The organism is Pararhizobium sp. O133, assembly GCF_051669845.1.
GTDB lineage: Bacteria > Pseudomonadota > Alphaproteobacteria > Rhizobiales > Rhizobiaceae > Pararhizobium.
Genome location: NZ_CP196426.1, coordinates 59,487 through 72,032 on the forward strand (window position 1 = coordinate 59,487; position 12,546 = coordinate 72,032).

At 60.2% G+C, this 12,546-nt stretch carries 9 protein-coding genes and 1 tRNA gene; 6 read left to right on the forward strand and 4 right to left on the reverse strand.

Annotated features, from left to right (window positions below):
• The first annotated feature begins 52 nt into the window (after positions 1 to 52).
• Positions 53 to 2,761: a translation initiation factor IF-2 gene (infB, locus tag ACST81_RS00315; RefSeq protein ID WP_438750821.1), complete on the forward strand. Its 2,709-nt coding sequence runs from the start codon at positions 53 to 55 to the stop codon at positions 2,759 to 2,761.
• Positions 2,762 to 2,979: 218 nt separating this feature from the next.
• Here infB and ACST81_RS00320 read toward each other — a convergent pair whose 3' ends face one another.
• Positions 2,980 to 3,396: a DoxX family protein gene (locus ACST81_RS00320; RefSeq protein ID WP_438753306.1), complete on the reverse strand. Its 417-nt coding sequence runs from the start codon at positions 3,394 to 3,396 to the stop codon at positions 2,980 to 2,982.
• Positions 3,397 to 3,605: 209 nt separating this feature from the next.
• Between ACST81_RS00320 and ACST81_RS00325 the strand changes: the two genes are divergently transcribed.
• Complete coding sequence (locus ACST81_RS00325; protein WP_438750822.1) at positions 3,606 to 3,887, forward strand: SelT/SelW/SelH family protein; 282 nt, start codon at positions 3,606 to 3,608, stop codon at positions 3,885 to 3,887.
• Positions 3,888 to 3,891: 4 nt separating this feature from the next.
• Positions 3,892 to 4,329, forward strand: a complete 438-nt coding sequence (locus tag ACST81_RS00330) for a YqaA family protein (RefSeq protein ID WP_438750823.1) — start codon at positions 3,892 to 3,894, stop codon at positions 4,327 to 4,329.
• Positions 4,330 to 4,371: 42 nt separating this feature from the next.
• Here ACST81_RS00330 and ACST81_RS00335 read toward each other — a convergent pair whose 3' ends face one another.
• Positions 4,372 to 4,890 carry a BA14K family protein gene (locus ACST81_RS00335; protein WP_438750824.1) on the reverse strand — a complete coding sequence of 173 codons (519 nt, stop codon included), beginning with the start codon at positions 4,888 to 4,890 and terminating at the stop codon, positions 4,372 to 4,374.
• Positions 4,891 to 5,102: 212 nt separating this feature from the next.
• Here ACST81_RS00335 and ACST81_RS00340 point away from each other — a divergent pair, with 212 nt between their 5' ends.
• The 3 genes from ACST81_RS00340 (at position 5,103) to ACST81_RS00350 (ending at position 7,666) form a co-directional block, all read left to right on the forward strand.
• The gene (locus ACST81_RS00340; RefSeq protein WP_438750825.1) at positions 5,103 to 6,536 is read left to right on the forward strand and encodes a phosphomannomutase; all 1,434 of its coding nucleotides are present in this window, start codon (positions 5,103 to 5,105) and stop codon (positions 6,534 to 6,536) included.
• 146 nt (positions 6,537 to 6,682) lie between these two features.
• Positions 6,683 to 6,769: transfer RNA gene (locus tag ACST81_RS00345), tRNA-Leu, on the forward strand.
• Between the two features lie 381 nt (positions 6,770 to 7,150).
• On the forward strand, positions 7,151 to 7,666 hold the full coding sequence (locus tag ACST81_RS00350; RefSeq protein ID WP_438750826.1) for an RrF2 family transcriptional regulator: 516 nt from the start codon (positions 7,151 to 7,153) through the stop codon (positions 7,664 to 7,666).
• Between the two features lie 151 nt (positions 7,667 to 7,817).
• Here the strand turns inward: ACST81_RS00350 and ACST81_RS00355 are convergent, their stop codons facing one another.
• Together ACST81_RS00355 and ACST81_RS00360 are read right to left on the reverse strand one after the other, a co-directional pair.
• Positions 7,818 to 8,843 (reverse strand): porin, encoded by a 1,026-nt coding sequence (locus ACST81_RS00355; RefSeq protein WP_438750827.1) that lies wholly within the window; start codon positions 8,841 to 8,843, stop codon positions 7,818 to 7,820.
• A 1,314-nt stretch (positions 8,844 to 10,157) separates the two neighbouring features.
• Positions 10,158 to 12,545: a glycosyltransferase family 29 protein gene (locus ACST81_RS00360; RefSeq protein ID WP_438750828.1), complete on the reverse strand. Its 2,388-nt coding sequence runs from the start codon at positions 12,543 to 12,545 to the stop codon at positions 10,158 to 10,160.
• Position 12,546 lies beyond the last annotated feature (1 nt).

Below are 12,546 nucleotides of genomic sequence, written 5' to 3' on the forward strand. Positions count from 1 at the left end.
ACGGCGGGGTCTGGTGATACGCATCCGGCCCTGATCTTAGGAACGGAACGGAATGACCGACAACAACGACGACAAGACATTCGGCGGAGCCAAGAAGACGCTGACCCTGAAGCCCTCCGGGGTCAGTCAGGGAACTGTTCGGCAGGACATGGGTCGCGGCCGGACGAAGGCAGTCGTGGTCGAAACACGCAAACGGCGCCCGATGCGGCCGGAAGACGAAAAGCCGGTCACACCGATCGCCGCAACGCCTGCGCCCGTCGCACGCGCTCCCGAGCCTCGGCCGGCGCCCGCGCAGCAGCATCAGCCGTCGCGCCCTGCTCCGCAGCAGCAACAGCCGCGCCAGCAGGACAACCGCCAGGACAACAGCAATCGCCCGCGTGTCGGCGTGGTTCTCAACCAGCTTTCGGCCGGTGAGATCGACGCCCGCCGCCGTGCGCTGGCCGAAGCCCAGATCCGCGATGCTGAAGACGCCAAGCGCCGCGCCGCCGAAGAAGCACGCCGCCAGGCCGAAGAGGCCGAGCGCCTGAAGGCCGAGCAGGCAGAGGCCGCACGCCTCGCAGCCGAGGAAGCAGCCCGTACGCCGGCTGAACGCGAAGCCGAAAAGGCCGCAGCGGAAGCAGCACAGGCCGCTGAAGCACAGGCTGCCGCCGTCGCGGCCCGCAAGGCCGAAGATCAGGCCCGCGCACAGCAGACTGCAAAGCCTGCGACCACGACGACCGCGGTACCGCCGGCTGGTGTCCGCCGCAAGTCGGAAACGGAAGATGACGACGCGCGTCCAAACCGTGGTGGCGCCGCGGCTCCGGCACGTGGCAAGGTCGTTCGTCCGGAACCGGCCAAGGTTCCGGCACGTCCGAAGACGGAAGAGGAACGCCGCAAGGGCAAGCTGACATTGACGGCTGCCCTCGACGATGACGGCAATCCGCGTGGCCGCTCCATGGCTGCCATGCGTCGCCGGCAAGAAAAGTTTCGGCGCAGCCAGATGCAGGAAACCCGTGAAAAGGTTGTCCGCGAAGTCATCCTGCCGGAAACCATCACCATTCAGGAACTGTCGCAGCGCATGGCCGAACGGGCCGTCGATGTGATCAAGTACCTGATGAAGGAAGGCCAGATGATGAAGCCGGGCGACGTCATCGACGCCGACCTCGCGGAACTCATCGCCAGCGAATTCGGCCACACGGTCAAGCGCGTTTCGGAATCGGATGTTGAAGAAGGTCTCTTCAACAATGCCGACAACGACAACGCTATGGTATCGCGTCCGCCGATCGTCACGATCATGGGTCACGTCGACCACGGCAAGACCTCGCTGCTCGACGCCATCCGCCAGACGAGCGTCGTCTCGGGCGAGGCCGGCGGCATCACGCAGCATATCGGCGCCTACCAGGTCGAGCAGAACGGCAACAAGATCACCTTCATCGACACCCCCGGCCACGCGGCGTTTACCGCGATGCGTGCCCGTGGTGCGCAGGCGACCGACATTGCCGTCCTCGTCGTCGCGGCCGACGACAGCGTCATGCCGCAGACGATCGAATCCATCAGCCACGCCAAGGCTGCCGGCGTTCCGATCATCGTCGCGATCAACAAGATCGACAAGCACGAAGCAAACCCGGACAAGGTGCGCCAGCAGCTGCTCCAGCACGAAGTCTTCGTGGAATCCATGGGCGGTGAAGTGCTCGACGTCGAAGTTTCGGCCAAGACCCGCATGAACCTCGACAAACTGCTCGAGGCCATCCTGCTGCAGGCGGAAATTCTTGATCTCAAGGCCGATCCGGACCGCTCCGCCGAAGGCACCGTCGTCGAAGCCCAGCTCGACCGCGGTCGCGGCTCGGTCGCAACCGTACTCGTCCAGAAGGGCACGCTGTCTCCCGGACAGATCATCGTTGCCGGCGACCAGTGGGGCCGCGTGCGTGCGCTGGTCAACGATAAGGGCGAGCATGTGAAATCCGCCGGTCCTGCGACCCCGGTCGAGATCCTCGGTCTTTCCGGAACGCCGCAGGCGGGTGACCGGTTCACTGTCGTCGAGAACGAAAGCCGTGCCCGCGAAATCTCGGAATATCGTCAGCGCCTGACCCGCGACAAGGCCGTTGCCCGTGCATCGGGCCAGCGCGGTTCGCTCGAACAGATGATGATGACGCTGCAGAATACCGGCCTCAAGGAATTCCCGCTGGTGATCAAGGGCGACGTGCAGGGCTCGATCGAAGCCATTGCCGGCGCACTCGACAAGCTGGGAACCGACGAAGTTCGGGCCCGCATCGTGCATTCGGGCGCCGGTGGCATCACCGAATCCGACATCTCGCTGGCGGAAGCCTCGAATGCGGCGATCATCGGCTTCAACGTCCGCGCAAACGTGCAGGCGCGCACAGCGGCCGAACGCGCTGGCATCGAGATCCGCTACTACAACATCATCTACGATCTGGTGGATGACGTGAAGGCGGCGATGTCGGGCCTGCTCTCCCCAGAGCGTCGCGAAACCTTCCTCGGCAATGCCGAAATCCTGGAAGTGTTCAACATCACCAAGACCGGCAAGGTCGCGGGTTGCCGCGTCATCGAAGGCAAGGTCGAGCGTGGCGCGGGCGTTCGCCTCGTGCGCGACAACGTCGTCATTCACGAAGGCAAGCTCAAGACCCTCAAGCGCTTCAAGGACGAAGTCTCCGAAGTGCCGATGGGCCAGGAATGCGGTATGGCCTTCGAGAACTACGAAGACATCCGCGCCGGCGACACGATCGAGTGCTTCCGCGTCGAGCATATCACCCGCACGCTGTAATGGCCTCCGGGTTGAAACTCACAATTTTCAGAATGGCGGCTTCGGCCGCCATTTTGCTATGTGGTGTTCGGACGGCCTCGGCCGAGGTTTGCGACAAGTTCTATGGCTTTGAGTATGGCGATCTCGCGCCGGTCAACGCCGCGACGGAATTGTTGTTACAAGCCGTTGAAACTCTCGATCGGCAATAGCGAAGCGACATCGCCGCGGCGCCGAAAAACTCAGATCTGCCGGCCGAGCTTGGCGTCCACCGACTGCGAATTCGAGCCGCGAATGGCGAAGAACAGGAAGATCGCCGCCCAGAGGATGGATTTTTCGGCGCCGCCGAGACCCTCGCCCTGCACGATGCCGTGGAAATAGACGGTCACCAGCAGCACGATCATCGCTGCGAAGGATGCGGGGCGGGTGAACAGGCCGATGGCGACGAGGATGCCGCCGAAGAACTCCGTGGCCGCCAGCAGCGGCGACCAGAAGACGCCGGGATAGAAGCCGAGACCTTCCACCATGCCGACCGCGCCGAACGGATTGACGATCTTGCCATAGCCATGCGTGACGAGCAGGGCGCCGGCGATCACGCGCAGCAGTGTCTCGGCGGTCGTGTCGAACGGCAGATAGAGCCGTTGCAGGGCGGGAATCATCGCCGGCGGGCGGGTGGATGTAATGTCGGTCATGGTGCGTCCTCTGAGCGTTTGCAATGCAGCGTTCTTGCCGCGAAACCAGCGAGGGACAAGGCACGGCGGGCTGGAACCCGATAAACTTAATTGACATTCTCGTGAGGGATTCGTGGGGTTGCGGCTCCTTTCCCCGGTCGTTAACGTCCGCCCGTTCGAAACCACGGAAACAGACCATGAGCGAAAAGCCGCGCATCACGATCCTCTACTGCACCCAGTGCAACTGGCTGCTGCGCGCCGCCTGGATGGCCCAGGAACTGCTCTCGACATTTGGTGATAGCCTCGGCGAAGTGGCGCTCATTCCCGGTACCGGTGGCAATTTCGAGATCCATGTGGATGCCACGTTGATCTGGGAGCGCAAGCGCGACGGCGGCTTCCCCGGGCCGAAGGAACTGAAGCAGCGCGTACGCGACATCATTGAGCCGGATCGCGATCTCGGCCACACGGACCGGACCTGACGCCTTGACCCCAAGCCTGTTGTTCGGCGTCTTCAGCGCCGCCTTCCTGTCGGCAACCCTGCTCGTCGGCGTATCGGAGGCCGCCCTACTTGCAGCCGCCAGCCTTCCGGACGCGCCTCTCCTGGCCTTGTTCCTCGCAGCCACGGCCGGCAATGTGCTCGGCGCCGTCGTCAACTACGCGCTCGGCCGTTCCCTCACCCGCTTCGAAAACCGTCGCTGGTTTCCGGTCAGCCCTGCGAACAGGCGAAAGGCGCAAACGCTGTTTGCACGCTTCGGCCGGCCCGTGCTGCTGTTCTCCTGGCTCCCTGTGGTCGGCGACCCGCTGACACTGGCGGCGGGTCTCCTGCGCACGCCCTTTGCCGTTTTTCTGCTCTTTGTAACAGCCGGCAAAGCGGCGCGTTACGCCGTGATACTCTGGATCTGGGATACCGCATTTACATGACAAACAGCGGGGAAGCCCCGCCGTTTGCACGTGGCGCACGGTTCAGCGATACGGCGAAATGCAGACTTTCGCGACACCGCCATAGGTAACGAAGCGGTCGGTCGCCGGATTGTAGGAGCGGTACCGGGCAAGGCACCAGTCCACATGTGAATTGCCGTAGGATTGATCGGCATAATAGGTGTCATCGTAGTAGCGCCGTGGCGTGACATAAACATTGACGCCCGGACGATAATACGGGCGGTAGCCATAATACGGTCGATAGGGCCGATACCCGCCATAATAGGGGCGGTTGTAGTAGGGCCGATATCCATGGCCTGGACGATAGCCGTAATAAGGCCGGTTGCTCGGCCGATAATTATAACCGGGTCGATAGTGGCGATTGTATCCGCCGCGATATTCGGGAACCCCGCCACCGCGACGGGCAACCGTCTGAACATCCGCTTGCCGCTCGATCTTCACGCCGGCGGCGGCAAGTGGCACCGCGTGGCTCTGCACCACAGGCATCATGATGGAGGCCGCGCTGAGCACGCAACCAATAACGAAACCTCTGAATCCCGCCATTTGTGTCCTCATTTCTCCCAAAAGGGTTTGCTTCGGCTGCTGTCCCTGCTTCATATGACGATCAGTGTTTTTGTTTTATTCGTGATTTTTCCCGACTGCGCATTTTCGCGTCTGATGACGTCCAATCCTTGCTGAAAATCCAGAATGCTCCACTATTTCGATTGAGTCACGCAAATCCACACCTAAAAACTGTCAGCCTGACGGAGAATCCATTGAGCTTGAAATTCGGAACAAGCGGCCTGCGCGGCCTGTCCACGGACCTGAATGGTCCGGCCGCCGCCCTCTACGCAACCGCCTTCGCGCAATATCTTTTGTCCTCCGGCCAAGCCAGCCCCGGCGATCCCATTCTGCTCGGCCGCGACTTTCGTGATTCCAGCCCATCGATCTCGGCAATCTGCGCCGGTGCGCTCGCCCGCGCCGGCCTGACGGTTCTGGATTGCGGCACAGTTCCGACCCCGGCGTTGGCGCTCTATGGTCTTGAAAAAGGGGCGGCCGGCCTGATGATCACCGGCTCGCACATCCCCGCCGACCGCAACGGCATAAAATTCTACCGCCCAGACGGCGAGATCGCCAAGATCGACGAACAAGCGATCGGCGCTGCCGCCGACGCGCTCAAGGCGCAGGCATCCGCGATCGATGCGACGCCGGGAGAGGCCGAGGATCATGCGGCGCAGGCCGAAAGCCTGTTCCTTGCCCGCAACAAGGCGATCCTGGCGGAAGGCGCCCTGTCCGGCCTCAAGGTCGGCGTCTACCAGCATAGCACGGTGGCCCGCGACATGTTCGTCGAGGTTCTCGCCCATTACGGCGCCGACGTCGTTCCGCTCGGGCGCTCCGCAGAGTTCATCCCCGTCGACACGGAAGCGGTCTCGCCCGCGACCATCGACCTGCTCAAGGGCTGGGCCAGCGAATACAAGCTCGACGCGATCGTTTCGGCCGATGGTGACGGTGACCGGCCGCTCGTCAGCGACGAGACCGGCCTGCCCCTGCGCGGCGACCTGCTCGGACTGATCGCCGCGCAATTCGTCGGAGCAATGGTGGCCGTGACGCCGATCACCTCCAATTCCGGCCTGGAGCGCCAGGAGGGGCTTTCGGTGCTGCGCACCCGTGTTGGTTCCCCGTTCGTCATCGAGGCGATGCAGGAGGCCGTACGCGACGGCAAGACGGGTGTCGTCGGGTTCGAGGCCAATGGCGGCACGCTGACGGCGACGGACTTCATACTCAACGGTACGATGCTGAAGGCCCTGCCGACGCGCGACAGCTTCCTGCCGGTGCTGGCGGTGCTTTCGCGCGCCGCACATCGCCAGCGACCTCTCTCGTCAATCGTGGCAGACATTGCCCTGCCGGTGGCGCTCAGCGACCGTATCGAAAATTTCCCGCTGGAAACGAGCGCAGCGTTGATGGCCCATCTGCGTGCAGGCATGGACAATCTTTCCGCTTTCCTGAAGCCGATCGGTACGCCGCAATCGGTGAGCGACATCGACGGATTGCGCGTGACGCTGTCGGATCTCAGCATCATCCACTTCCGACCGTCCGGCAACGCGCCGGAAATGCGTTGCTATGTGGAGGCCGAAACCGCCGGCAAGGCCGAGTCATTGCTTGAGCAAGGCCTCGCCCGGATCCGCGCATTCGAATCGCAGCGGGGATAACAGTGTACAGGGCCTTTCCAGCGGAAATGATTTCTTGAAAATATCCTTTCCATACAGTGCTTAACGCCACTTTCGACGGCATCTTCAAGAAAAGTTCGAAAACCCTGTTGACACCTGCGCGTGAGCCCCGTACATCCCCCTCCGTCGCCCAGATGGCGGAATTGGTAGACGCGCCAGCTTCAGGTGCTGGTACTCGAAAGGGTGTGGAGGTTCGAGTCCTCTTCTGGGCACCAAATTCCTAAAAAGCTCTGCAATCCCAAAAGGATGCGGAGCTTTTTCGTTTCTGGTCCCGACGTGGCGTTCGGCCCAGACGGCGCGCCTGAGGCAGCGTAGCGCGATCTTCATTCGCTTTCGATTCTGAGCCGCACAGCAGCTTTTCTCCCATACCACATAGTCCGGCACCAATTTCAGTCGATATCGTCAACTGAGAAACATAAAATTACAAACGGGCCCTCAATATGAGGATTTGCCTTATTGAAACAGGACGTGGAAACCCTCATATTCGGATCAGTTTCGCCGCGATGCAATGCAGCAAAACCTGGTCAGCGAATAAAGTGGACCTTGCTCTATCGACGATTGTCATCTCTGGCGGAAAAATGCTGGAGAGTTTCGTCATGTCTGCATTGACCATCTGGTGTTTTCAAAAGTCTGCATTAGTATGTCCTATCATGATGGACACGCGCTTCTCGTCGGCCCTGCAAATTATTATTACAGTGGCCGTCAATGAAAGGAACAATACTCGCTCGACGAGTGATGCGCTGGCAGCGAAGCTCGATGCCAGGCCCAGCCTCGTGCGCAAATTGGTTGCGCCGCTGATGCAGAAGAACATCCTCGTCTCGTCGGAAGGATATCAGGGCGGATACAGGCTTGGCCGGCCCGCCAAGGCGATCTATCTGAGCGAAATCTATCTTGCGGTGATGCCGGACAAGAAGATCTGGGCGACGCGCGGGGATATTCCCGCCGAATGCTTCATCTCCAGCAATATGAGCGAATGGTCGACGAAGCTCGGCAAGGAGGCAGAGCAGGCTCTGCTTGGCCTGCTGGGCGAAAAATCCGTCGAGGACGCAATCTCGGAATTGGTGACCATCGATGGCGGCAAATGTCCGGTAGGAAGGACAATGGCGTCCTGACGCCGTTTCCGGGCTGATCCGGCTTGCCTGTCGTGTGGGACGGCCGGTGGGAAACGGCCGCCCCCGTCACTGATCGGAGGTCAATCAAATCCGTGACGAACCTTTGGCCGGCCGCGCATGTCCGCGGCCAGCCGGCGCATTGCGACGTGACTTAGAAATCGCGCTGCAGACGGAGGAAGCCGAAGACTTCGTCGTCGGAACCGTCTTCGTCGTGGTACTGGACGCTCAGCTTGCTCCTGAGACCTTCCGTGATGGCGTAGTCAACGGTCACGCCGGCGGTCCAGGCATCGCCTCCGCCAAAGCCTTCGCCATTACGGCTGAGCGCGATGTTGTCGAAATACTGGGCACCGGGAGTGATCGCCCACTTGTCATTGATCTTCAGTTCGTACTGAGCGCCAACAGTCCATTCGGACTCTTCATAATAGTAGTTGGCACCAGAAGCGTAGGCGCCATAAACGCCGAGCTGACCCGGGCCGAGATCGGCATAGACGATGGCGCGGACAGCGCCTTCTTCCGTATCGACGTCATAGCCGCCGAGCAGATAGGCGGAGAACACGCCAGCCGTGCCGGAAATCTGGCCGGTGATGCCGACATTGTTCGCGTGCTCGCCCGGCTTCGTGGCATAGGCGTCTTCCAGCTCTTCGACAGCGATGCCGGCCTTGAAGGTATCGGCTTCATACTGGTAGCGGATCGCGTTGTGACGGGTCTCGTTGCTGGCGATCGCATCGGTTTCGCCGCTCAGATCGTCATCCCACCAGCTGTACTGCATGCCGACGCGGAAGCCGGCGATGTCGAAATAGCCTTCGTCGAGGAATGTCTTGTTGCCGACATCATCGGACGAATCATCGGCATTCGTCCGCAGAGAGATCTTGCTCGACAGCGTGCCGAATTCAGTGTCGTTCTTCGCTTCGAACTCGAGCTGCGCACGGGTGTGGAAGTTCCAATCCGACGTACCGGACAGATCGCGGCCGAAACGGTATTCGGTGCGGATATAACCGCCGATCTTCAGGCAGGTTTCCGTGCCCGGGATGTAGAAGTAGCCGGTACCGAACGCGTCGCAGACGCGCACATATTCCATCGGCTCCGGCTCTGCGGCGACGATGGCATCGGCGGCAAATGCGCCGCTTGCCGTGCTCAAGGCCGCGGCAGATGCAAAAAGAAAAGCTTTGATAGTCATTTCGGATCCAATCAAGTTTCGACTGGGCACAGGTTCGCGTGGCTGTCTCGTCAGCATTCCAAGCCCAAAATGTCGATTCAAGCCCCAATGGCAGCGGTCGAAACCGCATCCCGAAATGACACGCGAACCAAACTGTAACAATCAAAATTACAGTTCTCATTGTCGATTTTTGAGGTTGGGATTTTGACTGTTGCTGAAACGCAACGACGGGGGGGTGCAGGGTTGCGGCCCATCGGGCCGCCTCAACCACGTCATCGAACCGTCAGATACGGGGACAGGGTGTGACCGGTAACATAGGACGTTGAAATAGGGAGAACGCGAACGAAGCGCAAGATGGGCGCGCGCAAGTTTTTGTGACGCGATCCGGCTGGCTGGGATCACTTAAGGAGAAAGGACCCAGCGGCCAACGTGAACATGGCCGCGCGAATGCTGTTTGGATTACAGCGTGCATACATCCAACACATCCTTGGAGACTCGTGCATTGGCAGAAGGCCAGCGCGTGTCGTCACCGCCTCGTCGGCAAAGCAGTCCTCAAAACAAATGTGGCCCCGTCATCGCTCGCAATAGCCTCGGCTGCGATCTTACGGACCGAATGCACGAGGTGATTGATGCTTGGACAAACGCTGCCGTGACCGCCGCACGAGGAAAGTGACGAGCAGCACCGGCCACAAGAGACAGCCGGCAAGGCCGGCAAAACGAGCGGAATTCCACGGACTGCGATAACCTTCGATACAGGTTGCGGTCAGAAAACCTATCGTTATCGAAACGTATATTATTTCAAAAAAGTAAAAGGGCGTCACGTCATCAGTCCCGATAGCTGTGTCCGTGCAAATCTTGAGGCAGGTTTCGGAAGAAATCAACAATTCCCGGCCTTCCGGCGTGCTTAATTACCGATATCCTTAATGTGGCTCGGCGAGATACAGTCAAAACTTTAGCGTGAACAAGGCCGGCGTCACGGTGGTATCAGTATCCAAGCCCGGAAGACGCTTTTCAGCATCGCGATACACAGCAGGTCGAGGTAAAATCACCCGCCGCCAGCTGACTGTCCTGACGGACGGTGGCTAGATATTTCGGCATGTCGAAGTTTTCATCGAGGATCGTCGAACCGGACACGATCTCCAGAACCGGTTCGAGATTACCGATAAGGAACGGTCCTGCCCGCCAGCAAAACCCTGCTTCTGTCGCCCCGCCATAACCGCAGCCCGAACGCACCTCACCATTGACCATTCGAATGGCGAGGAACGCGCGGCGGAATGGTCGGGGCCGCCACGCGCCAGCATATCCGTCGCCCGCAGCTCTCGCCAACCTCGCGCCTCAGGCGGCCGCGCTGGCCATCTCACTATCGGTCCGAAAGAGTTTTTCGAACTCCATGGCTTCCCGCTGCCAGTCATGAATGAAGGACGGGCGCTCGTCGCTGAAATAATGCGCCTTCTGACTGCCGGACAACTGATCGACGAAGGAAAAGCCGAAAAAGTCGGAACGATCGAGGAAACCGCGCAGATGTTTCATGTAATTGGCAACCGCAAATCCCGCACTCGGCGTCGCCTCCAGAATCTTTGCCGCGAGAATATAGGCGTCACGCGGGAAATAAGCGAAGCGCTGCCCCGCCTCCGCCATTTTCAGGACCGGCTCCCAATCCCGCGATTCGAACACGTGAAACGCATGGCGTTGAACCAGAAGGCCATTGTTCGCCTGAATTTGGTCGTTGGATTCGGACGAAATCGCATAGGTCTGGAACAGGATATCCGTCCTTGATCCGTAATCCTCGTCGAACGGCGGATCGACGACGAAATCGTTGAAGCGGATCACGATATCATGCGTGTCGATCTGTTCTCCATTCCGGCTGCCCAGTTCGACCGGTGAATTGCCGACGACAGCGACACTCTTGCTGGTATCGGCGAGAAGCTCCGCCAACTCCTTGCGCCCGCGCTGGAACGCCGTGAACAGGTTGGCGCGCGCCTTGAGCCTGGGCGATGTCGACAGGCCGTTGCGCACCAGAAAATACGCCAGCGGCAGAAGCCCGAGCGCATCGCGCTCGATCATGGCCTTTTCCTTGGCAAAGCGCTTCTTGACGAAATCCAGTTTGCCGAGTTCACCGGCAACGGAATAGAACAGTTCCCGCAATTCCGCGTGCTTGGGGAACTCCCGGCAGTGCTGGTTCAGTTCCCGCACCAGCTCGATGGTCGGGCCGGAAAAAAGCGTACGATAGCGGATGACGATGGCGCGGAAAGCCGGATCGCTCCAGCATTCCTGGGCCTGCACCGCATCGAGAAGTCGCAAGGCATCTTGGTCGAACTGGCGGCAGAGCGCGTTGAGGAGGACATCTTCCTGATCCCGAATCCAGTCCGGAACCCCTTCGATCGCATTCCGATCACGAAATTCGAAGGCATGGCTATGATGATTGAGATGGACGAGCTTGCAGGCGAAGAAGAAGCTGACGCTCGAGGCCATCACCGGACCATGGTCCTCCAGCACTTTTTGCAAGGCGTGCGCGGCAAGGGTGTGAGAGGTTTCCATCTCTCCCCACTGAGCCTGGTAGGCGGCTTCCTTCAGCCATGGCCACCAGCCTTCGGTTTCCTCGCGCCCGCTCCAGATATGCTGCTGGCGCGCAACCTGCATCAGGAGCTTGGCAAAGATGATGGAAGCAGGCTTGTTCAACCGCGTCCTGGCAAGGATTTCCATGCCGACCTCGACATCGCCATTTCCGAAAAAGGCGATGCAGGCATTGCGGGCATAAGGCAGGCGGTCGCCGTGCTGAGCAAGCAGTTCCTTCCAGAGAAGGGAGGCCTCGGCACAATTGCGCCGTGTCGTTGCATCGTTCGCACGCTGCAGCAAAGTACGACGCGGCGGAATGGTGTACGTCGAGGCCGGCGGCATGACGTCCGTATCGTTGAAAGTCCAGTGCGGCTGCTCGTCCATCCAGGCGAACAGTTTCTCATACTCGCCCCGATTGGTCAGTGCCCATTTGACGAGCGTGTTCACGTCGGCCAGATCCTGCGCGATCGGGATTTCCACCCCGGCGCTTTCCAAGAGGTCCTCGAATTTGTGGCAATTTCCGGCGATGGGAACAAAGGGGATGCGGGCGCGGCAGGCCGCATACATTCCGTGGTGCCGCCCGGTAACCAGCAGCTTTGCCGTACGCAGGCTGCGGACGAATGACGACCACGAATGCTTGCGCATGTCGATATTGATCCAGCCCTTGGTCTTCGACTTGGGAAGCCACACGAAGCCGAACTGCGGCGCATAGACATCGGTCACGACAATGGACTGCTTGAGATCGGCGGCGGCGACCGACTCGTCGATCTCGGCGAAATAGCTCAAGTCGATGAAATGGGGGACCTCGAGATTGTGCCGCTCCAGGAGATCGCGCGAACTTGCCACGCCGCGTACCCAGAAGCCGTCGAGATTGGCGAGGCAATCATCGTAACCACGCGGATTGGTATCCCAGACCGCATTGATCAGATAAGTCTGCTTGCCGCGTTCCTGCGCCAAGCGGATTTCATGCATCTTGCTGAGGAAGGTCTTGCGGCCATGATGCATCGAGCCTTCGCCGTTGACGACGAGCGCATCGAAGTCATCCTTCGGGCCGACGATGACACCCCGCTCGGCGATGAGGGTCTGGATGACATCCGTGACAGCCTCGCAGCCGCAATGTTCCTCGCTGTGGTCGCCCAAAAAACGAATTCGCGTCGGAACCTTCATC

Excerpts from the sequence above, each read along its gene's own strand:
- infB (WP_438750821.1), top strand. The coding sequence starts at position 53 with ATGACCGACAACAACGACGACAAGACATTCGGCGGAGCCAAGAAGACG.
- ACST81_RS00320 (WP_438753306.1), bottom strand. The coding sequence starts at position 3,396 with ATGATTCCCGCCCTGCAACGGCTCTATCTGCCGTTCGACACGACCGCC.
- ACST81_RS00325 (WP_438750822.1), top strand. The coding sequence starts at position 3,606 with ATGAGCGAAAAGCCGCGCATCACGATCCTCTACTGCACCCAGTGCAAC.
- ACST81_RS00335 (WP_438750824.1), bottom strand. The coding sequence starts at position 4,890 with ATGGCGGGATTCAGAGGTTTCGTTATTGGTTGCGTGCTCAGCGCGGCC.
- ACST81_RS00350 (WP_438750826.1), top strand. The coding sequence starts at position 7,151 with ATGTCTGCATTGACCATCTGGTGTTTTCAAAAGTCTGCATTAGTATGT.
- ACST81_RS00355 (WP_438750827.1), bottom strand. The coding sequence starts at position 8,843 with ATGACTATCAAAGCTTTTCTTTTTGCATCTGCCGCGGCCTTGAGCACG.
- ACST81_RS00360 (WP_438750828.1), bottom strand. The coding sequence starts at position 12,545 with ATGAAGGTTCCGACGCGAATTCGTTTTTTGGGCGACCACAGCGAGGAA.